Origin of the sequence: Coprococcus sp. AF16-5 (genome assembly GCF_003479365.1) — a bacterium.
In the GTDB taxonomy this organism is placed as follows: domain Bacteria; phylum Bacillota; class Clostridia; order Lachnospirales; family Lachnospiraceae; genus Coprococcus; species Coprococcus aceti.
The window spans coordinates 162,383-187,390 of record NZ_QUGZ01000005.1 but is presented as its reverse complement, the minus strand read 5'-3'; the positions used below and the strand labels follow the sequence as shown (position 1 = coordinate 187,390).

The window sequence follows — 25,008 nt, the reverse complement described above, 5'->3', positions numbered from 1 at the left end:
TAGAGGTTTCTAAGAGATAAGCTTTAGAAGATACCTCTTTCTGTGTGGAATTCTGAAGGTACAAGTTAAAAAAATAAAAAAACACTTGCATTTTCAAGTCAAATGTGTTAACATTGACAAAGACGCCGTGGTTTACCAGGTGATATTCCTCGATAGCTCAATGGTAGAGCACTCGGCTGTTAACCGAGGGGTTGTAGGTTCGAGCCCTACTCGGGGAGCTGCTTTTGAAAACCTGGCCCCATGGTCAAGCGGTTAAGACATCGCCCTTTCACGGCGGTAACACGGGTTCAAATCCCGTTGGGGTCATTTGACAATTAAATATGCCGATGTGGCTCAATTGGCAGAGCAGCTGATTTGTAATCAGCAGGTTATCGGTTCGAGTCCGATCATCGGCTTTTTGCTTAAAGCAAGAAGTTGCCAAAAGCAATAAATGGGTGGATTCCCGAGTGGCCAAAGGGGACAGACTGTAAATCTGCTGCGTAATGCTTCGATGGTTCGAATCCATCTCCGCCCATTTTATTTTTTTGCCGCGGGGTGGAGCAGTCTGGAAGCTCGTCGGGCTCATAACCCGAAGGTCATAGGTTCAAATCCTGTCCCCGCTATTTTTATGTAAGCCCAGATAGCTCAGTTGGTAGAGCAGAGGACTGAAAATCCTCGTGTCGCTGGTTCGATTCCAGCTTTGGGCACTAGATGAAAAGCTGAAACTTTTATGAGTTTCAGCTTTTATTTGTTTATGCGGGCAAAGCCCTCCAAAACGTACAGTATGTATATTTATAGGATTCCGAAGGAGGAGATATCAGAATGGTATTTGAGGTTGGACAGGTTATAAAGATGAAGAAGGCGCATCCTTGTGGAACGAATTCCTGGGAGATACTCAGAGTAGGAATGGATTTCAGACTCAGATGTACTGGCTGTGATCATCAGGTCATGGTGCCCAGAAAATTGGTGGAGAAGAACTTCAAGGGATTTATTGAAGAATAAAAAAGAAGCAGGATCATGATTAGGCGATTATGATTCTGCTTCTTTTTTTTATATAAAGTTTCTTGTGAGCCGATTGAGTATAACTCATATATTAGCTTTACTCTCTTTAAGGGAGGAGCGCAGCCGCTTGACGGCTGCGCCAATTAAGGGATTGGGGGGTGTAGTCATTTCTGACTACAAAAAAGGGAGTAAATAACAAAAAATAGTAAATTGTCAAATTTCAGTGTAAGCTGTCAACGCTTTCTGTTGTTTTTCTGTATCTCTTGCTTACAAGTTGATAATATGATAAATGGATCAGGATTGCAATAGCATTTGGCTCATTTAGGTTATAATGCCATATTTGTTGGCGATTTTGACTGTTTTTGACTGCTTTTGCATGTATAATCGTAAAAAATCATCTGATGTTACATAACGCAATGGTATTGCGCAAGTTGCACACAGGCGAGTTGCGCAATACAGAAGAGATATATAATAATAAAAGAGCAGAATCACGATTAGGCGATCATGCTTCTGCTCTTTTTATTTATATAAGATTTTTTGTGAGCTGATATTGAATATATCATAACCTTTGGTTACTCGCCTTTAAGGGAGGGACGCAGCCGCTTGACGGCTGCGTCAATTAAGGGATTGGGGGGTGTAGTCATTTCTGACTACGAAAAAAGGGAGTAAAAACAAAAAATAGTAAATTGTCAAATTCCAGTGTAAGCTGAAGATGTTTCTGCTGTTCTTGTATCTCTTGCTTACAAGCTGATAATATGACATAAATGTTATTTATGCAATAGCATTTGATTGTTTTCCGTCATATTCACATATTCATAATAAATTTTGACTGTTTTTGACTGAAAAGGAAAAAATCAGACATTTGCACTATTCAAATGGCATGCTTATGTGATATAACTTTACTTATATGACGTGATAATACATTATTTCACAGATGAATTATCACAGATAATATGCATACGAAAAAAGATCAGGGAGGATCAAGATGAAGAGCAGCAAGAAAAATCTTATTGCCATCGCCGTGGTAATTCTCATTATTGCGGTTCTCGGAATTCTGTCTATATATGTAGATAAGATTCCATCGCCATCGACATATGCGACATTCTGGGCACTTGTACCATCGGTTGTCGCTATCACGCTGGCACTTATAACGAAGGAGGTTTACAGTTCACTGTTTATAGGAATTGTAATAGGAAGTGTGTTTGCCTCCGGATTCAGTTTTACGGGCAGTATATCGAATGTACTGCAGGATGGACTGATCGCACAGCTTTCAGATTCATATAATGTAGGTATACTGATATTCCTTGTCATTCTTGGAACCATAGTTGCACTTATGAACAAGGCAGGTGGATCCAAGGCATTTGGTGACTGGGCAGCTACCCATATCAAGACCAGACAGGGCGCGCAGCTCTGCACAGTTCTTCTGGGAGTTCTGATATTTATCGATGACTATTTTAACTGCCTCACAGTCGGCAGCGTTATGAAGCCTGTAACTGATAAGCACAGGATATCAAGGGCGAAGTTTGCATATATTATAGATGCAACAGCGGCGCCTATATGTATCATAGCCCCTGTATCATCATGGGCTGCAGCCGTCAGTGGATTTGTAAAGGGTGAGGATGGATTTGGCTTGTTTATAAAGGCTATACCATATAACTATTATTCATTCCTCACACTTGCGATGATGATCGCAATGATCGTTATGAAGGTTGAGTTTGGTTCCATGGAGAAGCATGAGCTCAATGCCCTGAAGGGAGATCTTCTCTCAATGGGAGATGACAAGAAGACTGTCACAGCAGAGGAGACTGATGTGGTCAACAGCAACGGCAAGGTAGTTGATCTTATAATACCTATCATATGTCTTGTTATCTGCTGTATTATAGGAATGATCTACACCGGTGGATTTTTCAGCGGTGCCAGCTTTGTTGAAGCATTTTCAAACAGTGATGCATCTGTTGGACTTGCGATTGGAAGCTTGTTCGGACTGCTTATTACAATTCTTCTGTATGTGATAAGAGGAGTCCTGGATTTTGGCAAATGTATGGAGGCTATACCAGAGGGCTTCAAGGCAATGGTACCGGCTATACTGATCCTTACATTCGCATGGACGCTCAAGGGAACAACCGATATGATGGGTGCAAAGGATTTCGTACAGACAGCAATGACATCTGCATCGGGAAGTCTGTTCAGTTTCCTTCCTGCAGTTATATTTATAGTTGGATGTCTCATGGCGTTTGCAACAGGAACATCATGGGGAACATTTGGAATACTTATCCCTATTGTGTGTGCAGTATTTGAGGGTAAGAATAATGAGCTTATGATCATAGCGATATCAGCATGTATGGCTGGAGCTGTGTGTGGAGATCACTGCTCACCTATATCAGATACCACTATCATGGCATCAGCAGGAGCGCAGTGTAACCATGTAAACCATGTGTCCACACAGCTTCCATATGCGATAACAGCAGCTATCATGTCATTCGTGGCATATGCGATAGTTGGACCGATTACATATCATCTGCATGTTAAGTGGTTTATCATGCTTCCGATATTCATAGCAATGATGGTTCTTCTGGTATTTGTACTCAGGGTCATCAAGCACAGAAATCCTGCAAGTTATGTGAATGCGGATACTAGAGTAGCGGATGCGGAGTAGGCAGATCAAATTGTAAATAAAAGTTATATTTAACGAAAAAAATAGTTGACTTATGATGGAACATAAGTTAATATGTGAGGGTAGAGTTTTCATTTATTTGAATCCTCTCTCCCCTCATTATGGTGACCAGGTACCCCCTGGTCACTTTTTTGTTTATATGGACAAAATATAGCATGGGCACTTTATATTTGTTAACTTGAGCAATCACATGTAAAGGTATATTCTATATACCATAGATGCTGGGGAGGCAGACATCATAATAAATAAAGGAAAGAGAGTAGTTATGCAGGATAACAGAGAGATAACAAATGAAGAAGTCCAGAAGGCTTCGGAGATAATCAATAATTTGCTGAGTTACTATAACAGTAAGGTTGTGGGACAGCCTTATCTGGGATATTCACTTCTGGTTGCAATGATGACAAACGGTCATGTGCTTCTGGAATCCGTTCCAGGACTTGCCAAGACCACTGCTGCCAAGGTTATGACAGAGGCGGTTAATGGATCATTTTCAAGGATCCAGTGTACACCGGATCTTATACCGAGCGACATAATTGGAACCCAGATGTACAACATGGCGACCAATACATTTGAGGATAAGATAGGTCCGGTTTATTCGAACTTTGTACTACTCGATGAGATAAACAGGTCCAGTGCGAAGACACAGAGTGCCATGCTGGAGGCGATGCAGGAGAGAGAAGTCAGTATAGGAGGAAAGACATATAAGCTGCCGGAGGTGTTCGTGGTAATAGCGACCCAGAATCCGATCGAATCTGAGGGTACGTATGTGCTGTCAGAGGCACAGCTTGACAGATTCCTTCTCAAGGAGACTGTGACATATCCAAGCGCAAGGGATGAGATGGAGATACTCAACAGAGTGGAGGCAGGAGTTTTTTCAGACGTGAAGTCCGTTGCCAGCGTTGACGATGTGGTGTATCTTCAGAAGTTGTGCAAGAGGATTTATATAGATCCGGCGATAAAGAAATATATAGTTGATATAGTTCAGGCAACCAGAATGACGGATAAGATACTTGCACCTGAGCTCGCACAGTATGTTGCCATGGGTGCGAGCACAAGAGCGGCTATTGCGTTCATGGAGGTAGCAAAGGCGATCGCACTTATAAATGGGAGAAGATATTGTGTTCCTGATGATGTGAAAGTACTCAGATATTCAGTCCTGAGACACAGGATCATGCTTACATTTGCCGCTGTTGCGGAAGACGTGAAGATTGAGAAGATTATAGATGCCATAATAGGTTCGGTTAAGACGCCGTAGGGGAAGACAGTTAATTATGAAGATGACATATATATCCAGAATACAGGGAAATATGAAGGGATATAAGACCATATATACTACCAAGGCAACGTCGAGGATAATCGATGGTTCGTACAATTCCATCTATAAGGGCAGGAGTATGAACTTTGATGAGCTCAGGGAGTATGTCGTTGGCGATGATATCAAGGACATGGACTGGAAAGCATCTGCCAGGAGCCAGAAGCTTCTGGTCAGACAGTATATCGCCGAGAAGAAGCATAATATAATGCTGGTGATGGATGCCGGAAAACGTATGCTTGGATATGCCAATGATGTTCAGGAGAAGAGTGACGTTGCACTTATGGCGGCAGGAACCCTGGCATATATGGTGTGTGACAATGGTGATTATGTGAGCGCTACTTATGTTTCAGACAGGGGCGTGGAGCACTATCCGTTTAAGACAGGCTTTGCAAATGTCGAAAATATTCTTGCGGGTTACCACAGGAACGTTACCATGACTAATGACTCGGATACGGGGGATGCGCTGAGCTTCATTGCGAGGAATTTCAGGAGGAGAATGATCATACTTGTGGTGACGGACACCAGAGGTATCCTGAATATGTCGGAGGCAACTGTAAAGCAGTTAAAGGTACTGCATGATATACTGCTTATAAATGTTGAGGATGCCGGGATGAACGGTAAGAATGTATATGACATATCCGGTGACACATATATTCCTGAATTTTTTACCAGGGACATGAAGCTGGCAAAGAAAGAAGAGAGGAAAAGGCAGGAGCTTTCAAGTGCCTGTGACGACAAGCTTAAGAAACTTGGTATTTCGTACCTGACGGTCAGGTCTTCTGACAGCATGGATGAAAAGATAGTAGAGCTGCTCAACAAGCACAAGACTGAGAGCTCTGGAAAGTAGTTAAATGGGCTGATGCCCGGAGATAAGAGGAAGAAGATATAAGATATGGAAAGTTCAGTGAATTTGCAGGAGCCGCTTTCGTATGTGGTATGGCCGATCGTGCTGACCGGAGCGATAACAGCCGCAGTGCTGTTGTTCTTTGGTGTCTGCTGGTATCTGGGAAGACGTAGAAAAATGGCGGCGGAGCTGCCGAAGGTGGTGAAGCCTGCGCCTATGGATATGGGTAGAGTGAAGGCCAGATATCTGTCAGAACTGGCGGATATTGCGGGACAGTATGATCAGGGAAAACTTGATGTAAGAGGTGCATATCAGCGTATGAGCCGTTGTATCAGGGGATTTGTTCATGCTGCAACCGGCATAAGGGTTCAGAATTATACTCTGTATGATATAGAAAGATTAAACATGCCGGAGCTGTACTATCTTGTGGCTGAGTATTATGCGCCGGAATTTGCAAGAAAGTCCGATGGTGATGTGAGGGCTTCCCTTGAGAAGACAAGGAGTTTGATTGAGAGATGGCAATAAAATATCATATTGTTCTATATGCAGGCCTGGCTATTGCGCTGTTTATGCTGGTATTTGTGTTTGTGAAATACAAAAAGACAAAGGAATATGCCGGAGGAAAAAAGATCGCAGGGCTCATATGCCAGGAAGATGAGGCATATTTCAGGAAAAGAAAAATATTATATAAGACCGGGCTTACAGCCACGCTCATATGCTGCGTACTGGTTGTCGTATCGGCATTCCTGCTCATGGCAAAACCATACACGAGCAGGCGTATGCAGGATGAAAAGTATTGCAGGGACATCATTCTGTGTATCGACATATCAACATCCGTGGATTATCTCAACGAGAATCTGCTGGACAAGCTGAAGAAAACAGTTGATGAGCTTCAGGGTGAACGTTTTGGAATCGTGATATTTAACACAAGTCCGGTGCTGCTTACTCCGCTCACGGATGATTATGAGTATGTGAAGGATCAGCTTGATCTGATCGCACAGTGTCTGAAGAGCAGAAATGAAGTGAATCTGGACGATGCATTTTCATCGGGGTACGACTGGATATATTATCAGGCCTATATATCATCTGGAACTCTGATCGGAAATGAACAGAGGGGAAGCTCACTTATAGGGGACGGCCTTGCTGCTGCGGCAATCGATTTTTCGGATGCTGACAAGGAGAGGACAAAGGTGGTAATATTCTCCACTGACAATGATATACAGGGAACACCGGTGGCAACTCTGGATGAGGCGGCCGATATATGTGTTTCAAACAATGTCACGGTGTATGGAGTTGGAACAAAGGAGATGACACCGGAAAACAAGGAGTCCATGAAGAATGCGGTGGAGAAGACCGGTGGTAAATTCTATCTTGAGGAGGAATCCGGATCATTTGGAGAGATAGTATCATCGATAGAAAAGCTGAGTAAGAATCTGGTCAAGGTGAGGATGGTGGATGTTGAGACACCTGAGCTGTTATATCCATTTGTATTGATGCTGGTTCTGTTTGCAGGAATGCTAGGACTTGGCCGCTGGCTCAAATTATAAGACGTTACAGGAGAGAATTATGAGAATAGATCCAATTATACCAATCTGGCTTATGCTCATATTGTGCGTTGGCATGGCGTTCCTGAAAAGGCGGAAGAGAAGCGCATATATAAGGCAGATAGCTGCCATCATACTGATATTTCTCATCAATCTGAGGATCATGGTCCCAAGCAGCAACGTGGAGACAAGTGTCCGGAAGCTTGACACATATGTGCTGTTCGTTGTGGATGACACCATAAGCATGCTGGCTCAGGATTATGCTGGGGATACAGAGAGGCTGACGGCGGTGAAGAAAGACTGCGAGCACATAGTTGATGAGATGGACGGTGCTAAATTTGCAGTCATAACTTTCAATAATAGTGCAAATCTGATATCGCCATATTCGGATGATTCAAATTTTGCAAAAAGTGTTCTGGATTCAATATATCCGCTGGATTCGCTATATGCCAGGGGGTCGTCCATGAATGTCTGCATAGATGTGATGACGGATACCCTTAAGCGTGCAAAGGAGAAAAATGATGGAAATGTGGTCGTGTTCTTTATAAGCGATGGTGAAATAACCAACGACGACAGACTCAAGTCATTTGACGGGGCGAAAAAATATATTGATGGAGGCGCAGTGTTGGGGTACGGCACAAAGGAAGGCGGCAACATGTATGTGAAATCATATTACGATGACCGGAAGGAGCTGCTTGAGGACACATCGGACTACCCGTATAAACCAGCGGTGTCGAAGATCGATGAGGATAATCTGAAAAAGATTGCCGATGATCTGGGCGTCGACTATATAAATATGAACGATGGTTCTGCGCTGGATAAGGTTGTGGAGAAGTCACGGGGAACCGCTGAGTCAACGGATAAGGGTAAGACCATAGGATATGTGGATATATATTATCTGTTTGCAGCATTATTTGCAGGACTTGTTGTATATGAATTTTTTGATATGAGAAAGAAAGTCATAAAATGAAAAACAGATCAGGAATAATAAAGATCGTTGCTGCAGTGACCGGAGCTGTCAGCCTGCTGTGTATGGCGGTGCTTCTGGTGAATTATCTGTGCAATGAGCATTTTATAAGTGAATACAAAAAGGGACAATATGTGGACAGCACAGTGAACGCCGTGCTTGGCTTTACTCAGCCACATATATACCATTATAATCTTGGTGATGTATATTACAGTCAGGGAGATTACGAGGGCGCCGAGCAGGAGTTTCGTAAGGCACTTGAAAAGAAGCCGGGTGGTGAGTCCGACTGTAAGACAAGGGTCAACCTTGCGCTGTCCATAGTGAAGCAGATAGATCCTGAGGGTGTTACTAAAGAGAATCTGGATGAGGTGATAGACATACTTGAGGGGGCAAAGGACATTTTAATAGAGAATGACTGCGCCCACAGGGATGATGAGGATGGACATTACAAGGATGCACAGACTCTGAAGGATGAGATAGATGCCTTTGAGGAACAGCTCAGGAAGCAGACGGAGGAACAGGATCAGAAAGGTGATCAGGATCCAAATGACCAGAAGAGTCAGGGCAGTGACGATGAAAACGAAGAGGATACACAGGAGCCTCAGTCTTCTGATAAAGAATCGGAGATACGAAAGCAGCTCGATGCCATCCAGGGAGACAGTCTTGAGCAACGAAATCAGGAGATGGATGCATACGAGACATACAAAAATGAACATGATTACTACGGCGGACGCACTTGGTGATCATACATTAATAGACATTAAATTCTAAATATAAAACTTGCGCAATATTAAGACGCGGGGTATAATACTGCTAGTTATGGTCATTTGTGGAAAAGTGACCAGAATAAGGAGATAGAATCGAGCAATGGTAAATGAAGAAAAGGTCATTCTAATGACGAAGATCGCCATGTACAAGGAGTCGCTTGGACGTGAGGATCTCGAAAAGGGTAAATATTTTCAAAGTGACTATGTGAAGCTTAACTGTCTTAAGACAATTGTTTCATCTACGGTGCTGTTTGTAGTTTTTGCCGCAGCTTACATATACTATAATCTTGCAGATATAGTTGAGAAGCTCACAGAGCTTGACTATGTGAAGGTGGCGAGCAGCATTGTGGGCGGCTATGCAGTGGTGTGTATTGCATTTGCGCTTTTCGCGTGGGTCTTATATACATACAGATATATGAAGGCAAAGCCAAAACTCATAAAGTATAACCAGAATCTTAAGAAACTGATAGAATTTTATGAGAACGAGGACGGAACACGCCGTTCTGTCAAAAAAAAGAGGAGGGCTAACTGATAATGTCAACACTTCTGGATTTCCGCGATGGAGTAAAGAATTTTTGTAGTAAGTATGATAAATTTGTTTCACCACTGTGTAAGTTTATACTGGCACTTGTTGTGTTCTGGTCAATAAACCATCTCACAGGATATAACAGCACGATAAGCAGTATCGTAGTGGTCCTGGCAGCAGCTTTTGTGTGTGCGTTCCTTTCAGGCCAGCTCACACTTGCCATTGCAGGACTGTACGCATGTGCCCAGGTTGCCAGCGCAAGTCTGGAGCTTGGAATCTCATTTGTTGTCATATTTGTGATAATGTATTGTGTATATATAAGATTTTTCCCTAAGGCATCATGGATCATTCTGTTTATGCCATTCTTTTACATTATAAAGTTCCAGTATTTCATGCCGATCCTGGCTGGAATGACAGCTGGATTCACAGGAATGGTTCCTGCAGCATTTGGCTGTATATTCTACTTCTTCCTGAAGCATACTGCTGATTACGTTGCTTTAAGCTCAAGTTCAGCAGAGGGTGATCTGATAGAGGGATACAAGTATATTTTCCAGCATCTGGTGCAGGATAAGACACTTCTGCTCACCATAATAGTGTTTGCAGTTGTTATAGTTCTTACATACATAATATATAGAATGTCATTTGCATATTCATGGTACGTTGCCATCATCACAGGCGGTGTGGTAGAGATCATACTGTTCCTGGTTGGAACTTTGTCCATGGAAGTTGAGGTATCCCTTGCGGGGGCTCTGCTTGGATGCATACTGGCGATACTGGTGACCATAGTGGTTCAGTTCTTCAAGATAGTTGTGGACTACTCAAGTGTTGAGAATACACAGTTTGAGGACGATGACTACTACTACTATGTAAAGGCTGTGCCAAAGGTCATGGGTGGTGCCCAGAGAAAGGCAGCCAGAAGAGAGCAGCCATCGCCAAGACCACAACAGAAGAGGACGACTTCGTCCGGATCAGGCGCACAGAGAAGCCGGTCAGCGGCAAAGGAAGATTCTGTTACAGGATCAACAAGATAGATACATTGAAAAGAGCTTACATGTGAGTGACCTGACTTTTGTCAGGTCACATTAATTATACGGAGTATTTATATACCGAAAGGAGGATGAAATGGATAAGATATCAACGTTTATATCAACGTATTTTGATTGGTTTTATATAACAGTTCCAGGCACAGTAGATATAATAGAGATACTTATTTTGTCATTCTTTATATACAGGATCATGTTGTGGTTCAAGCAGAGCAGAGCATGGACTCTTCTGAAGGGTATAGTTATGATCGTGCTCTTCACTGCCATTGCGGCGGTGTTCCAGTTCAATACGATCTTATATCTGCTTAAGAATGCATTCAGTGTGGGAATAATAGCGGTGGTGATCCTGTTCCAGCCGGAGTTCAGACGAGGACTTGAACAGCTTGGAAGAAAGAAGCTGATCAATTACATTATACGAGATGGCGAGGATGATGGTGTTATATCGGAGAAAACGATATATGAGCTTGTGAAGACGGCCCAGGTCCTGTCTGCAAACCGTACCGGTGCACTCATAGTCATTGAGAATGAAGTTGCACTGGGCGAGTATATTGATACGGGAATACCGATCGATGCGGTCGTGACTAACCAGTTACTTCTCAATATATTTGAGCACAACACACCGCTTCATGATGGTGCGGTGATCATAAGAAAGAACAGGGTGGTTTCTGCCACATGTTATCTGCCACTGTCTGCAAATGATTCCATCAACAAGGAGCTTGGAACACGACACAGAGCCGGTATAGGTATAAGTGAGGTGTCAGACAGTATGACTCTTATCGTATCTGAGGAGACAGGTTCAATATCCATTGCACAGGGAGGCGAGCTCTTCAGGAATCTGGACAGCGAGGGCGTGAGAAGTCATCTTCAGACGCTGTGCAAGGAGTATAACGGAAGAAAGAGCCACAGGTCTTCAGGTGTCCGTCCGGTTAAGCGGAGAAAGAGAGTCGTTGTGGAGAATAAGAATAAAGCTTCCAGAAAGGAGGCTGATGAGAATGAAAAATAACAGCGCAGAGCCTAAGAAAAAGGCAAATAAGATATACAGCAATATAGGTCTTAAGCTTCTGTCGGTTGTGCTTGGATTTCTGGTGTGGCTTCTTGTACTGAATATCGATGATTCAGCCGTGACAAGGACCATAAGGGACATTCCGGTCAATCTGGTAAATACTGACGCCATAACAAGTCAGAATCAGTTGTACACGATAACTTCAGGTGATACCGTGGATATAGTCGTCAAAGGACGTAAATCACTTATAAGCGATCTTGATGCGTCGGATTTCAAGGCTGTAGCGGATATGTCAAAGATATCCATAACAAATGCGGTGCCTATCACTGTAACTGCGAACAGCACCAACATAGCTAAAAAGGTCAGCATAACTGTTGTGGACAACGTGCTGTCAGTTGAACTTGAGGACGAGAAGTCAGTGTCAGTTCCTGTGTCCGTGGTGACAACAGGCGAGGTTGCTTCCGGATATACGGTTGGTAACAGTGTGGCAGCTCCAAACCTCATAACGATAAAGGGTGCTGCAAGTATAGTTTCGAGCATAGATCGAGCAGAGGTGACAGTTGATGTGACCAGTGCAAAGGATGATATAACGACAAACTGTACTCCTGTATTTGTAACCGCTGATGGTGAGAAGATATCAGACAAGTCGATATCCTACGATGAGATATCGATAGCAGTCACAGTTCCGGTATACAAGACTAAGAATATACCTGTTCATGTGGATGTCACAGGAGATCCTGCGGATGGATATCTTGTATCAGATATAACATATGTACCGGAGACCGTTGATATAGGTGGAGACGCATCGATAATAAAGGATATAACAAGCCTTGATATAACGGATGTTGATGTGAGCGGATGTACAGCAGATGTTGAGACGACACTTGATGTATCAAAGTATCTTCCAGAGGGTGTGGTCGTGACAAAGGAGAGCGCATACATCAATGTGAAGATAGCGATCGAGAAATCAGTTACAAGAAATATAACGGTGACCACAGGGGATATCATCCTGAGGGGCAAGCAGAGTGGATACAGCTATGAGATGAGCATGGGTGACAGCAATACGATAACCGTGAGCGGAATCTCAAGTGCGGTGTCCAAGGTATCGGCCAAGAGCCTGAAGCTGTCCATAGATGCTTCCAAGCTCTCATATGGCGATAATACGATCACGCTCAGTGTCCCTGATGGAGATAAGTACACCGTGGTAAATACGTGTACAGTTATGGTAAAGGTTACTGAGACACAGTAGTCATTGTCTGGAGGTGTATGTATATGGATACAGAAAAGTTGAATGAGCTGAGACAGATCATAGAAGATTCGGATAATATCGTTTTCTTTGGCGGTGCAGGAGTATCGACGGAGAGCGGTATACCAGATTTTAGAAGTGTGGATGGACTGTATAATCAGAAGTATAAGTATCCGCCGGAAACTATAATCAGCCACAGCTTTTACAGACGTAACCCGGAGGAATTTTACAGATTCTATAAGGACAAGATGATATTTGCTGATGCAAAGCCGAACAAGGCTCATATAAAGCTGGCGGAGCTTGAGAAACAGGGAAAGCTCAAGGCGGTGATAACGCAGAATATCGACGGACTTCACCAGATGGCAGGTAGCAGGAATGTCATAGAGCTCCATGGTTCTGTTCATAGAAATTACTGTGAGAAATGCCATGCTTTCTATGACCTGGATTATATAGTCAATTCGGATGGTGTGCCTAAGTGTGAAAAGTGCGGAGGCACTGTAAAACCGGATGTGGTGCTGTATGAGGAGGCACTTGATGAGGATAATATGTCGAGGGCACTCCAGTATATATCCGAGGCGGATACGATGATAATCGGTGGTACATCGCTTGTTGTGTATCCGGCAGCAGGACTTATCAGATATTTCAGGGGGCGGAAACTGGTGGTTATAAATATGTCCCCGACACAGTCGGACAGCAATGCAGATCTTCTGATAGCGGATAAGATAGGAGATGTGCTGGGCAGTCTGTAGCATATGACGACAAAGGCATGTTGAAGGCATGCTATACAGATTCTATATAGTATGGAGGACGGTTTATGTATTTTGACAGATCAAATGGCTTCCCGAAAGATTTCCTGTGGGGCAGTGCGTCTGCTGCATATCAGGTTGAGGGAGCATGGAATGAGGACGGAAAAGGACCATCCAACTGGGACGAGTTCGTGAGGATCCCGGGCAAGACATTCAAGGCAACTACCGGAGATAAGGCTGTGGATCACTACCACAGATATAAAGAAGATGTGGCTCTCATGGCGGAGATGGGACTGAAGACATACAGATTCTCAATATCCTGGCCGAGAATAATACCTGACGGCAATGGCGAGATAAATGAAAAGGGCTTACAGTTCTATGATGACCTGATCAATGAACTGGTTAAGTATGGAATTGTTCCTATGGTAACAGTGTACCACTGGGATATGCCACAGGCACTTGAGGAGCAGTATCACGGATGGGAGAGCAGACGAATAGTCGATGATTTCGTCAGATACGCAAAGGTTCTGTTTGAGAGATATAGTGACAGGGTAAAGCACTGGATAATCATGAATGAGCAGAATGTATTTACAGGTCTTGGCTGGAATGCAGGAATGCACCCACCAGGAAAGGTTGATGACCAGAAGATGTTCTATCAGGTAAACCATCATGCATTTATGGCACACGCCAAGAGTGTTATTGCACTCAAGGAGATCTGCCCGGATGCTAAGGTCGGTTCATCCTTCGCATACACACCGTCATACGCATTTGACAGAAAGCCTGAAAATGCGATGGCGAAGATGGATTATGATGATCTGAACAACTTCTACTGGATGGATATGTATGCCTATGGCCGTTATCCAAGGGCTGCCGCTGCTTACCTCAAGAGCAAGGATCTAACTCCGGTTATGGAGGACGGTGACGAGGATATCCTCAGGAAGGCTGCAGGTCTCATAGATTTCATGGGTGTAAACTATTATCAGTCATGCGTTGTCGAGCATAACCCGATAGACGGAGTGGAAACGACTCACGAGATGAACACGACCGGCAAGAAGGGCACGGCAAAGGTTCAGGGTGTTCCGGGACTCTACAAGAATCCTGCAAATGAATTCCTCCCTACAACGGACTGGGATTGGACCATCGATCCGATGGGACTTCGTATGTGCTGCAGACAGATCACTTCAAGGTACGACCTTCCGATCGTAATATCTGAGAATGGTCTCGGTGCATTTGACAAGTTCGAGGATGGGGAGATCCATGATCCGTACAGGATAGATTACCTGAAACATCACATAGAGGAACTCAAGAAAGCGTGTGATGACGGCTGCCGTGTCCTGGCATACTGCACATGGTCTTACACAGATCTTCTCAGCTGGCTCAACGGATATCAGAAGAGATACGGATTTGTGTATGTGGACAGAGAAGAGGACGAGAACAGTGGAACTCTGAACAGATACAAGAAGGATTCTTATTATTGGTACAAACATGTTATAGAGACCAATGGTGAGGAGCTGTGATAATAGAATAATATCAGAACAGGGAGAACCGGCACATAAGTGCTGGTTCTTTTTCGTACTAAAGTTATGCATTTAGTCATTTAATTTTTAAAACTAGCCGTTTGGCTAGTTTACTAAAAGCCCCAGTGTATTATAATTATTTGTTATGTTGATGGCAATATCTGGCAGTAACTGCCAGGGATTAAAGACAGGAGGAAAGGGATAATTATGAAATCAAAGAAATTGGTAACTGGGTTGATTATGGCATGTATATTTGCTGTAGTGATTATTGCGGGAAAGAACTCTGTGAAGGTGCAGGCCGCGGATGGGGATGTGGCAATTGTGACGGATGGCAATGGCGATGAGATCGGATCATATGCTACACTGGCTGATGCATTTGTAGCCGCACAGAATGGCTATACAATATGTATAATTAGTGATATATATGATCCTTCGGCTTCTATAGGATACAATGATGGTGAACATAATAAACATATCATTATAGATCTCAACGGTAAAAGTGTCACTTTGCAGATGATGAATTTTGATTATTCGTTATACGTGAAAAACGGAACATTAAATTGCGGTATCACAAATGGAAGTGTTGGATTTACTAATGCTATGCTGACTTTGTCAAATGTCAAATTCATTACGGATAGTATCAACTGGATGACAAAAGATGGAATCTGTCTGAATAATGGCTCAAATGTGACGCTCAACGGTTCACAGTGTTGGTTTGAAAAACTTGAGATGGATACAGACTGTGTATTTACGGTACAGAACAGTGACGGACTTAGCAACTTTGGGCATATTGCAGATGGATTTGACGGTGTGAAGGAGTTTGTACCAGAGGGACTTTCTGTAGAAGGAACGACAATCATTGATGATGAGACAGGAGCCAAGGCTAAGGATTTTATTCTCCGTTACCGCAGCTTGTCGGATGGTGCAGATGTCGCTGTCAGCATTGCTCCAAAATCGTATGTGTACGATGGAAAAGAAAAGAAACCTGCGGTTACGGTTTCTTATGGCGGAAAGACTCTGACAGAGGGAAAAAGTTACTCATGTGTATATGCGGATAATATTGATGCGGGAACAGCTACAGTTACTATCAAGGGTGAGAATACCATGCACGGACAGATCGTGGAAGAGTTCACAATAGATAAGGCAAAGCAGAAGGCACCTACAGGTTTGGTCGCAACGGCAGAGACTGTGGATGGGAAAAATGATGGTCAGATATCTAATCTGAAGACGTCAATGGAATATAGTGTCGACAAGAAAAAATGGTTGGATTGTGAAAGCACGGTACTTAAGAAACTTGCAGATGGAAATTATTATGCGAGATATAAGGAGACCAAAAATTATTATGCATCTCCTGCTGCAAAGGTAGTGGTAAAGAAGGGGAATGTACCAGCAACAAATGAACCGACTACAAATGAACCGACTACAAATGAACCTTCAACTGAAAAACCAACGTCAAGTGAGCAGACGACAGAGAAGGTAACAACAGAGAGACAGACAACCGATGAGAAAACTAACGTGACCTCAACAGAGAATACAACTGTAGCAGACTCAAAAAAGGGGTCAGGTGTACCAAATACCGGAGATGACGGAAATGTGGCATTGATGCTCATAGTCATGATGGCATGTTTATTAGGGACTGCCGGGGTGGTAGTTTACCGTAGAGAGAAATAATTTAAAATAATAAAAAAATGTTAGCACTCAGTGTTGACGAGTGCTAACAAGTGTGTTATATTATCATCAGACAGGGAAGTGATATTAAGGTATCAGTTCCCTGAAAGTTTAGTTTAGGAGGTAAACAGCTATGGAGATGGATAAATACACACGTAAATCGTTGGAAGTTGTAGAGAAAGCAAAAGAAAAAGCTCTGGAGTACGACAATCAGGAACTTACGCAGATGCACCTTTTGGCTGGCTTGCTTGAGATAGATGACAGTTTGATAGCCAAGATATTTGAGAAGATGGGCGTGAATGTTACTGGTGCCGTGAATGCGGTGGAGGATAAGCTGGCAAGGTTGCCGAAGGTCAGCGGTGGCAATATGTATGCCGGAAATAACTTCTCAAAGGCTCTCATCCAGGCAGAGAAGGAAGCGAAGCAGATGGGCGACACATATGTGTCTGTTGAGCATTTGTTCCTCGGCATGGTGGATAAGGCTGATTCGGATATCAAGGAGCTTCTTAAAGGCTGGGGAGTTAGCAGGAATGCATTCCTCAAGGAGCTGGCAGAAATCAGAGGTAACCACAAGGTGGACAGCGATGATCCGGAGAGCTCATATGAGGCTATGGAGAAGTTCGGATATGATCTGGTCGAGAGGGCAAGACAGCAGAAACTTGACCCGGTAATAGGACGTGACGCTGAGATACGAAATGTGATCAGGATCCTGTCAAGGAAGACAAAGAACAATCCGGTGCTTATCGGTGAGCCTGGTGTAGGTAAGACTGCGGTTGTAGAGGGACTTGCACAGAGGATACTCAGAGGTGATGTGCCAGAGGGACTTAAGAACAAGAAGATATTTGCACTTGATATGGGAGCTCTTGTGGCCGGTGCCAAGTACAGAGGTGAATTTGAAGAGAGACTTAAGAATGTCCTTGATGAGGTTAAGAAGTCTGAGGGTGAAGTGATTATGTTCATCGATGAGCTTCACACTATCGTCGGAGCAGGCAAGACTGATGGTGCAATGGATGCGGGAAACATGCTTAAGCCTATGCTCGCCAGAGGTGAGCTGCACTGTATAGGTGCTACAACACTGAACGAGTACAGACAGTATATAGAGAAGGATGCGGCTCTTGAGAGACGTTTCCAGCCGGTTATGGTGGATGAGCCAACCGTTGAAGATACAATATCTATCCTTCGAGGAATCAAGGAGAGGTACGAGGTGTTCCATGGAGTTAAGATATCAGATGGTGCCCTTGTAAGTGCAGCGGTTCTTTCCAACAGATATATAACAGACAGATTCCTGCCGGATAAGGCAATAGATCTTGTTGACGAGGCGTGTGCCATGATCAAGACAGAGCTTGATTCAATGCCTGTTGAAGTGGATGAGATCACACGTAAGATAATGCAGCTGGAGATTGAGGAGACAGCCCTTAAGAAGGAGGAGGATAATCTGTCAAAGCAGAGACTGGCAGACCTTCAGGCTGAACTGGCAGAACTCAAGGATCAGGCAAATTCCCTGAAAGCAAAGTGGGAGAATGAAAAGGCTGCAGTTGAGAAGATAAGAACACTCAAGGAAGAGATGGAGCAGGTCAAGGCCGATATACAGGCTGCTCAGAGAAACTATGACCTGAACAAGGCAGCAGAGCTTCAGTATGGTAAGCTTCCTGCTATCCAGAAGGAACTTGCAGAGGCTGAGTCTACAGCTTCAGATAAGGAGAGGGAGCTCGTACATGAGGTGGTTTCAGAGGACGAGATATCCAAGATCGTATCCAAGTGGACGGGAATACCTGTTGCAAAACTTACGGAGAGTGAAAAGAGTAAAACTCTTAATCTTGCCAGTGAACTTAAGAAGAGAGTTGTAGGTCAGGATGAGGCTGTTGAGTATGTCAGCGATGCGATCATCAGATCAAAAGCAGGAATAAAGGATCCTAGCAAGCCAATCGGTTCATTTATATTCCTTGGACCAACCGGTGTAGGTAAGACAGAGCTTGCAAAGAGTCTTGCTGCGGCGCTGTTTGACAATGAGCAGAACATGGTCCGTATCGATATGAGTGAATACATGGAAAAGCACAGTGTGTCAAGACTTATAGGAGCGCCTCCGGGATATGTAGGTTATGATGAAGGCGGTCAGCTGACAGAGGCTGTTCGTAGAAAGCCATATTCGGTTGTCCTCTTTGATGAGATAGAGAAGGCACATCCGGATGTGTTCAATGTGCTCCTTCAGGTGCTTGATGATGGACGTATCACGGATTCTCAGGGCAGAACTGTGGACTTCAAGAATACGATCATTATCATGACATCAAATATCGGTGGTGCAGATATTGCAGCTGCCGGCGGAGAGATCACAGATGAACTGAAGAATGACGTAATGGCTCAGCTTAAGAGCAGATTCAGACCTGAGTTCCTGAACCGTATTGATGAGATCATTACATTCAGGGCACTGTCCAAGGACAACATCAGTGGTATCGTTGATCTTCTCATGGCAGATCTCAACAGCAGACTGGCAGACAGGGAGATCACTATCAAACTTACGGAGAGTGCAAAGCAGCACATCATCGATCAGGGATATGATCAGGTGTATGGTGCAAGACCGCTCAAGAGATATCTGCAGAAGAATGTGGAGACGCTTGTTGCCAGGATGATACTTGCGGGCAGCGTGAGCACACAGTCAGCCATAGTCATCGATTATGATGGAACGGCTCTTGTGGCAGGAAATGAGAGATAAAATAATACAGGTCATACAGAGAAGGGCACAGGGGTAATACTCCTGTGCCCTTCTCTGTATTCACAAAAAATGAAATTAATGGTATAATTGGCGCTGATGAAAAATGTTCGGTATATTATTTGAAATTTACATGAGGAGGGCAGGGAGTGAGTACAGAGAATGTCAGCTTAAAAAAGATAGATCTTGGCGATTATGTTTTTCTGGCGAGACCATGCGTGGCTGTTTCGGAGGAGGCTGTGAAGCATTTGGCAGAAAGGGCCGTGCAGGGAAAACTGGAATTTATCGGAGTGTTTGATGACAGAATGGATGACAGTGTCCAGCGGGAAGTGGTTATGAGCTTGGCATCGTCTCCTGAGATATCGATAGCGATACGGCATGTGTGCGCGGGGCTTTACAGCAGAAGCTTTCTGGACACATACTGCGACGGAGTGGAGGCACATCAGCAGGGGCTGTTTCCTGATCTGTATATATTGTGGATGGCATTTGTACATGCTGATAGGGCGATGTTTGCAGCCTGTGACATGTGTGACAGAGTTGAGATAGACACAGTGTGGATAGACGATGTGGATGCGGCGTACACGGTCAATATAACCTACGACCGCATAAAGGATCATCTCATGCAGGACTGGTCTGTGTGGGAGAAGTGGAAGGGATATTACACTCTTCAGAGATGGAGATGTTACTACGAGATGCTTCACTGGATGACAGAGGATGCGGGCTGGCAGTTTGCTGAGCGTATGGCTGTTGATTTCCACAGGAGCATGGAACTTGATGAGCTTGACCAGGAGCTGTTCAGCCAGGAGGAGAAGACAGGGCTTTATGTTCTTGCTAAGGATCCGGGATTTCTCAAGAGATATTATCTCGGCAAGGTAGTCTACAGCAAAAAGATATTTGACCTTAACAATGAACTGGGGCGACGCGCTGAAGAGCTGGATGCGAGTCACAGAGAAAATGATGAACTCAGAAGAGAGATGGAAGCTCAGCGGATCAATTATGAGACATCAACCACTTTCCGTGTGGGCAAGGCTGTGATGTTTGTTCCGGTGACACTGAAGAAGGCTGTAAAGAAGCTTTTGCATAGAAACTAACAGATGAGATGGAGGGGGTGTATCAGTGATTGATGTATCGATTGTGTTGACAGTATACAATGCGGAGAGTTACATAGAGGGATGTCTGGACATGATAACCGGACAGACCCTTAGAAATATACAGATAATATGCGTTGACGATGGATCCACCGATAATTCGTCGCAGATCATAGAACAGTATGCGCAGAAGGATGACAGGATCGTACTTATAAGAGAGAAGAATGCCGGAGCGGGTGCGGCAAGAAACCGTGGAATGCAGGAGGCAACAGGAAAATATATACTGTTTCTCGACTGCGACGATTTCTACGAGCCTGAGATGGTAGAGAAGGCTTTCCGCAGAGCCGAGGAGGAGCAGGCGGAGATAGTCATCTACAAATCAGACCAGTACAACATGGATACTGAGGAGTATGTATATGAGAAGTGGGCCATGATAGAGTGGGCACTTCCACCGTATGAGCCGTTTAACCGCAGACAGATATCCACAAATATATTCAGAGCATTTGTGGGATGGGCGTGGGATAAGCTGTATCTCAGGGAATTTGTGATGAAGAATGATCTGAAATTTCAGGAGCAGAGAACCACAAATGATGCGCTGTTCGTGTTCAGCGCGCTGGTGCTGGCTGAGCGCATATGTACAGTAAGTGAGATACTCATCCACAGAAGAGTGGATACCCGGGATTCGCTGTCCAAGACCAGAGAGAAGTCGTGGGATAACTTCTATCACATGCTGCTGGCACTCAGACAGATGCTGAAGGATCACGGTCTGTACACAGAGATAGAGAAGGACTATATAAATTACGCTCTTCACTTCAGCCTGTGGAACTACAACACGCTGGCGGAGCCGACAAAGACAAAGCTCAGAGAGAAGCTTCTCGGCGAATGGTATGACGAGCTTGGAATATCCGCAAGACCTGAGGAATATTTTTATAATGAGTACGAGTATGGCCAGTACAAGGACATGTTAAATTTTACTGTTGAAAAACAGTGATATATATGAGTATAATAGGAACAAATTTTTGATGGAGGTAAATTCGATGTTCAGTTTTGACGAGATAACAAAGGTAGATCCAGAAGTAGCGGCAGCAATGACAGACGAGTTCAACAGACAGAATAACAATCTGGAGCTCATAGCTTCCGAGAATATCGTATCAAAGGCGGTTATGGCAGCCATGGGCAGCCATCTCACCAACAAGTATGCAGAGGGATATCCTGGTAAGAGATATTACGGTGGATGTCAGTATGTGGATGTTGTTGAGGACCTTGCGAGAGAGAGAGCCAAGGAGCTGTTTGGCTGTGAGTATGTGAATGTACAGCCACACTCAGGAGCACAGGCAAACATGGCAGTATTCTTCGCAATACTTAATCCTGGCGATACATTTATGGGAATGAATCTTGATCACGGCGGACATCTCACCCACGGTTCACCGGTCAACATGTCTGGAAAGTATTTCCACTGCGTGCCATACGGTGTAAACGATGACGGATTTATAGATTATGACAGAGTTCTCGAGATCGCAAAGGAGTGCAAGCCAAAGCTTATCGTAGCAGGAGCTTCAGCATATGCCAGAGCTATTGATTTCAAGAGATTCAGAGAGATCGCTGATGAGGTTGGAGCATATCTCATGGTAGATATGGCACACATCGCCGGACTTGTGGCAGCAGGACTTCACATGAGCCCAATCCCATATGCCCATGTGACAACAACCACAACGCACAAGACTCTCCGCGGACCTCGTGGTGGTATGATCATGTGCAGCAACGAGATAAATGAGAAGTTTAATTTCAACAAGGCCGTATTCCCTGGAATCCAGGGCGGTCCTCTCATGCATGTGATAGCCGGTAAGGCAGTATGCTTCAAGGAGGCTCTTACACCTGAGTTCAAGGCATATCAGGAGCAGGTTGTCAAGAATGCGGCAGCACTTGCAAAGGCACTCATGGCAAGAGGCTTTGATATTGTATCAGGCGGAACAGACAATCATCTGATGCTCATGGATCTCAAAAGACTTGGACTTACAGGTAAGGAAGTTGAGAAGCTTCTTGACGAGGTTCATATCACAGCAAACAAGAACACTGTTCCAAACGACCCTAAGTCACCATTTGTAACAAGTGGAATAAGACTTGGTACACCAGCCGTTACCACAAGAGGTGCAAATGAGGCTGACATGGAGATCATAGCAGACGCCATAAAGGCAGCAGTCCTTGACAATGATAAGGCAAAGGCTGAGCAGCTTGTAAAGAGTATTGTAGAGAAGTATCCACTGTATGCATAATCGATAAGAAATATTGATGCATTGCAGTACGTCAGGCATATAAGATAAGAACAAGAGCGGCACGGAAGTTTCCGTGCCGCTTTTTGAGAACATGAACATGAAAAGTAACAGTAAAGTTAAGAAAAAATTACTCATAGCAGCCGTGGCTGTTCTGGCTATAGTTGTGGCGGTGATCCTGGTATGTGCGGCATATCTTCATGCGGGCAGAAGCTCCCTCAGAGGACAAAGATCCAGGGATGCTGAAATGCTGTATGAAGGTCACAGCTACATGTATGATGAAGACAACATTAATATACTGTGTATCGGTGTGGATGCCAGAGGAGAGGCTGACACCGTGGGACAGGGGGATGCCCTGATACTTGTCACACTCAATGTCAGGGACAAGACGATAAGATGCCTGAATATCAACAGGGATACTCTGGCACCTGTCAAGGTATTTGGTGTTGCGGGCAAATATATCACGACCCAGAATCTTCAGGCAGCACTGGCATTTTCATATGGCAGTGATGTGGCTGACGGTGCGGAACTCACGGAATATACGGTATCAGAACTGCTTGACGGACTTCCGATACATGCATATGTGACGCTTGACTTTGATGGGATCAGCAAGATGAACGAGCTTGTCGGAGGAGTGACGGTGAAAGCCATGGAGGATCTGGACAGAGCAGATATACGCCAGGGCGAGACAGTGACACTGTCGGGGGAGCAGGCGGTATATTATGTGACGGAGCGCAACAGTGCCTCGGAGGATATAGGAACAAATGCCGCCCGTATGGACAGGCAGAAGCAGTACATGTGTGCATGGTGCGGCCTGCTAAAGGAAAAGCTTAAGAGAAATCCCCTGAAGATATGGGATATGTATGAACAGATGTCGGGATATATATCAACAGACATATCCAGAACCGGGATGCTGTATCTGGCGTGGAAATTTGCCGGGGCGGAGTTTACTGATGACGGAATGTATGAGTTCCCGGGTTCATATGAGAGAGAGAATTATTATGATGAATATATTGTTGACGATGCGGCGTTAAAGGAGCAGCTTGTCGAAATGTTCTACAGAGAAGTGGAGTAATGCCTGTATGCAGAACGATGATAGACAGGAAGAATTAGAAAGAAAAATTGCAGAGGCGGTGGCGCTCGCGCAATCCGTTGTCGAGGACAATGAGCGGGAAAGTCACGCAGAAAATGGAAATACCGACAGCCCTGAGATAGAGGCAGTGATGACCGAACCGGGAGGAGAGCGTAAGAAGCTCTTATGGAAGGTGGTCTTGGGGGTATCATCGGTGGTTTTGCTGGTGTGCATCTGCCTGATCGTGAGATATGCGTTTGCACATAACCGGAGCAACCGTGCAAACCGGGCACTCAGGGAGTATGTGGATTATGGAACAGATGGAGCTACGGAGAGCGATGCCTCGTCCAAGCAGGATGCAGGAATTGATGATGTGATATTCCCGCATGTGAAGGTGGACTTTGATGAACTTCAGAAAAAGAATCAGGATATATGTGCGTGGATATACATACCTGGAACAGATGTCGATTATGCGGTATTGCAGGGCAGTGACAACAGCTATTATCTGAGCCATGATGCATATGGGGAGTACAGCCCTGATGGAGCAATCTTCATAGACTCTGCAAATTCCAGAGAATTTTCGGATTTTGATACGGTCATGTATGGACACAACATGTCCAGTGGAACTATGTTCAAGACTCTGCACAATTATGAGGATGAGGAATTCCTCAGAAACAACAGGAATGTGTATGTATACACACCAAACAGTACGCTGTGTTATACGGTGTTTGCTGCATACAGGACAAATGACAGACATATATTCACATACAATGATTTCTCTGACAAAAAAGGCAGACGGTCGTACATAGATGGAATATTTGACGAGAATTTTGATACTGGGGTTGTGCAAAATGACCAAAAAATAGATGTTGACAGCAGACTGCTGACTCTTTCTACATGTTGTGGAATGGATGGAAAAAGATGGATCGTGCAGTCGGTACTCACAGGGGAAATAGAAGCGGATGCCAGATAAAAAAGGGAGTTTTGCACAATTGACGCTCTCTTTTTATGATGGTATACTTTGGAACAA

At 44.3% G+C, this 25,008-nt stretch carries 21 protein-coding genes and 6 tRNA genes; all 27 read left to right on the top strand.

Annotation, left to right across the window (positions count from 1 at the left end; genetic code table 11):
* The first annotated feature begins 146 nt into the window (after positions 1-146).
* The 27 genes from DWW70_RS12730 (at position 147) to srtB (ending at position 24,951) form a co-directional block, all read left to right on the top strand.
* A tRNA-Asn gene (locus DWW70_RS12730) sits at positions 147-218 on the top strand.
* A gap of 16 nt (positions 219-234) precedes the next feature.
* Positions 235-306: transfer RNA gene (locus tag DWW70_RS12725), tRNA-Glu, on the top strand.
* Positions 307-322: 16 nt separating this feature from the next.
* Positions 323-395, top strand: a tRNA-Thr gene (locus DWW70_RS12720).
* Between the two features lie 37 nt (positions 396-432).
* Positions 433-514: transfer RNA gene (locus DWW70_RS12715), tRNA-Tyr, on the top strand.
* Between the two features lie 14 nt (positions 515-528).
* Positions 529-602, top strand: a tRNA-Met gene (locus DWW70_RS12710).
* An 11-nt stretch (positions 603-613) separates the two neighbouring features.
* A tRNA-Phe gene (locus tag DWW70_RS12705) sits at positions 614-686 on the top strand.
* Between the two features lie 115 nt (positions 687-801).
* Positions 802-981 (top strand): DUF951 domain-containing protein, encoded by a 180-nt coding sequence (locus tag DWW70_RS12700; RefSeq protein ID WP_015533982.1) that lies wholly within the window; start codon positions 802-804, stop codon positions 979-981.
* Between the two features lie 985 nt (positions 982-1,966).
* Positions 1,967-3,637 (top strand): Na+/H+ antiporter NhaC family protein, encoded by a 1,671-nt coding sequence (locus DWW70_RS12695; protein WP_118649973.1) that lies wholly within the window; start codon positions 1,967-1,969, stop codon positions 3,635-3,637.
* Between the two features lie 283 nt (positions 3,638-3,920).
* On the top strand, positions 3,921-4,910 hold the full coding sequence (locus DWW70_RS12690) for an AAA family ATPase (protein ID WP_118649972.1): 990 nt from the start codon (positions 3,921-3,923) through the stop codon (positions 4,908-4,910).
* A 16-nt stretch (positions 4,911-4,926) separates the two neighbouring features.
* Positions 4,927-5,817: a DUF58 domain-containing protein gene (locus DWW70_RS12685; RefSeq protein WP_022216145.1), complete on the top strand. Its 891-nt coding sequence runs from the start codon at positions 4,927-4,929 to the stop codon at positions 5,815-5,817.
* 45 nt (positions 5,818-5,862) lie between these two features.
* The gene (locus tag DWW70_RS12680; RefSeq protein ID WP_055147058.1) at positions 5,863-6,339 is read left to right on the top strand and encodes a hypothetical protein; all 477 of its coding nucleotides are present in this window, start codon (positions 5,863-5,865) and stop codon (positions 6,337-6,339) included.
* Positions 6,330-7,361 (top strand): VWA domain-containing protein, encoded by a 1,032-nt coding sequence (locus tag DWW70_RS12675; RefSeq protein WP_117875421.1) that lies wholly within the window; start codon positions 6,330-6,332, stop codon positions 7,359-7,361. The genes DWW70_RS12680 and DWW70_RS12675 overlap by 10 nt, the downstream gene beginning before the upstream one ends.
* Positions 7,362-7,380: 19 nt before the next feature.
* On the top strand, positions 7,381-8,328 hold the full coding sequence (locus DWW70_RS12670) for a vWA domain-containing protein (protein ID WP_015533976.1): 948 nt from the start codon (positions 7,381-7,383) through the stop codon (positions 8,326-8,328).
* Positions 8,325-9,068: a tetratricopeptide repeat protein gene (locus tag DWW70_RS12665; protein WP_118649971.1), complete on the top strand. Its 744-nt coding sequence runs from the start codon at positions 8,325-8,327 to the stop codon at positions 9,066-9,068. Before DWW70_RS12670 ends, DWW70_RS12665 begins: the two co-directional genes overlap by 4 nt.
* A 124-nt stretch (positions 9,069-9,192) precedes the next feature.
* Positions 9,193-9,624, top strand: a complete 432-nt coding sequence (locus tag DWW70_RS12660; RefSeq protein WP_015533974.1) for a hypothetical protein — start codon at positions 9,193-9,195, stop codon at positions 9,622-9,624.
* Positions 9,625-9,626: 2 nt separating this feature from the next.
* Complete coding sequence (locus tag DWW70_RS12655; RefSeq protein ID WP_055147049.1) at positions 9,627-10,649, top strand: hypothetical protein; 1,023 nt, start codon at positions 9,627-9,629, stop codon at positions 10,647-10,649.
* Between the two features lie 91 nt (positions 10,650-10,740).
* Entirely contained in the window at positions 10,741-11,664 is a 924-nt protein-coding gene (gene cdaA, locus DWW70_RS12650; RefSeq protein WP_118649970.1) for a diadenylate cyclase CdaA, read from the top strand.
* Complete coding sequence (locus DWW70_RS12645) at positions 11,654-12,913, top strand: CdaR family protein (protein WP_022216139.1); 1,260 nt, start codon at positions 11,654-11,656, stop codon at positions 12,911-12,913. The genes cdaA and DWW70_RS12645 overlap by 11 nt, the downstream gene beginning before the upstream one ends.
* 23 nt (positions 12,914-12,936) lie before the next feature.
* On the top strand, positions 12,937-13,659 hold the full coding sequence (locus tag DWW70_RS12640; protein WP_022216138.1) for an NAD-dependent protein deacylase: 723 nt from the start codon (positions 12,937-12,939) through the stop codon (positions 13,657-13,659).
* Between the two features lie 65 nt (positions 13,660-13,724).
* Positions 13,725-15,173 (top strand): glycoside hydrolase family 1 protein, encoded by a 1,449-nt coding sequence (locus DWW70_RS12635; RefSeq protein WP_118649968.1) that lies wholly within the window; start codon positions 13,725-13,727, stop codon positions 15,171-15,173.
* A 207-nt stretch (positions 15,174-15,380) separates the two neighbouring features.
* Positions 15,381-16,844, top strand: coding sequence for an LPXTG cell wall anchor domain-containing protein (locus tag DWW70_RS12630; RefSeq protein WP_118649967.1), 1,464 nt, complete (start codon positions 15,381-15,383; stop codon positions 16,842-16,844).
* 130 nt (positions 16,845-16,974) lie between these two features.
* Positions 16,975-19,551, top strand: a complete 2,577-nt coding sequence (clpB, locus tag DWW70_RS12625; protein WP_055147037.1) for an ATP-dependent chaperone ClpB — start codon at positions 16,975-16,977, stop codon at positions 19,549-19,551.
* 146 nt (positions 19,552-19,697) lie between these two features.
* Entirely contained in the window at positions 19,698-20,639 is a 942-nt protein-coding gene (locus DWW70_RS12620) for a hypothetical protein (RefSeq protein WP_055147034.1), read from the top strand.
* Between the two features lie 25 nt (positions 20,640-20,664).
* Entirely contained in the window at positions 20,665-21,627 is a 963-nt protein-coding gene (locus tag DWW70_RS12615; protein ID WP_055147031.1) for a glycosyltransferase family 2 protein, read from the top strand.
* 46 nt (positions 21,628-21,673) lie between these two features.
* Positions 21,674-22,909: a serine hydroxymethyltransferase gene (gene glyA, locus DWW70_RS12610; protein WP_015533968.1), complete on the top strand. Its 1,236-nt coding sequence runs from the start codon at positions 21,674-21,676 to the stop codon at positions 22,907-22,909.
* A gap of 97 nt (positions 22,910-23,006) precedes the next feature.
* Positions 23,007-23,981 (top strand): LCP family protein, encoded by a 975-nt coding sequence (locus DWW70_RS12605; RefSeq protein ID WP_158576563.1) that lies wholly within the window; start codon positions 23,007-23,009, stop codon positions 23,979-23,981.
* Between the two features lie 7 nt (positions 23,982-23,988).
* The gene (gene srtB / locus DWW70_RS12600; RefSeq protein WP_118649966.1) at positions 23,989-24,951 is read left to right on the top strand and encodes a class B sortase; all 963 of its coding nucleotides are present in this window, start codon (positions 23,989-23,991) and stop codon (positions 24,949-24,951) included.
* Positions 24,952-25,008: the final 57 nt, after the last annotated feature.